Below are 1,095 nucleotides of genomic sequence, written 5' to 3'. Positions count from 1 at the left end.
AGGCCATCGGCCCAACTGAACTCGCTAGCGCCGGTATCGCCGTTTTCCAGATACGCGAGGTTGCGCGCAAGCTGGTCACCGAGACCGGACGCGTCGGCTCCGCTTCTACTCATCTTGTGAACCGGCTCCAAGAGTAGTAATGGGACTGAGACACATTGGTTTCAGCAGTTGAGCCGGCCAGGGTGGCACCGGCCTGAGCTACCGCGACCACCACTGCAGTCAGATTGGTCTGCAGCCAATCTAGAGGCGTCACTTCGGGATCACCGGCACGTCATAGGAACCGCTGGCCTTGATCTGCGTGAGGCAGGCCTGGCCGCGACGGCGCACGCCAACACCGAAGCTGCGCTGGAAAAAGCTATCCTGCAATGGAAATGGGCCGATACCCGGGATATTTCTTAGACCCTGGTACTGACGCTGAGGGTGCTGTCTGAACCCGATGGCGTTGTCAGGGCTGTTAGCTCCATAGGTGGCAACAACCGCCAAGTAGTCTTCCGGAATGAAATCGCTTTGGATAATCCAGGTTTCGCCGTAGCTACCCTGCACCTTAAGACCGTTGTAGGACTCCGGCGCAACCTGACCCACGATATTTTCCGGTTGCAAGTAGGCCGGAGCGCCAGCGGACGGAATGTAGTCGTGTTTGGCAATAATGCCGCTGGCGTTTTCTTCGCCAGCTTTGAAGGTTGACACCACTTCCGCCTGTGCCGGGTTCATCAGCGCCAACAGCCGTGAGTTTGATTCAGTGCCGAAACCGTGCTCGGTCACATGGCGAACGGCAGTTTCGAGGTCTCCGGAATCAATGGTGGCGCTACCGGAAACGAGGTAGTGCTGGTGTGCCGCCGCAAACTGCTTGCCGAGATAGGCCGGTGGAACCATGGTGTCACCGTTGTACAGGCCATACACCGGGTGCGACCACTCGTTTGCTATCTGCGTTGGGTCAAACAGCCGCTGCAAGATCGTCCCGGTTGTCAGACGGTTGTCGGCCTCCAGCGCGTAGTTGGCAATTGCGCGGACTTGCTCAGCGGTGCTGTCCCGCAAGAATTTCCACGTCCAGCGGCTTGCCTTGTCGTAGTCCTTGAAGGTGTAGCCCATGAGGTG

General features: G+C 58.4%; 1 protein-coding gene. It reads right to left on the bottom strand.

Annotation, left to right across the window (positions count from 1 at the left end; translation table 11 throughout):
- Positions 1–249: 249 nt before the first annotated feature.
- Positions 250–1,095, bottom strand: an 846-nt coding sequence (locus A5791_RS27765; RefSeq protein WP_067231672.1) for a hypothetical protein, incomplete at its 5' end; no start/stop codon positions are given.

The sequence above is a fragment of the Mycobacterium sp. 852002-51163_SCH5372311 genome, assembly GCF_001667115.1.
Taxonomy (GTDB): domain Bacteria; phylum Actinomycetota; class Actinomycetes; order Mycobacteriales; family Mycobacteriaceae; genus Mycobacterium.
Note: the sequence above shows the minus strand (reverse complement) of the source record. Positions and strands in the feature narration are given on the sequence as shown.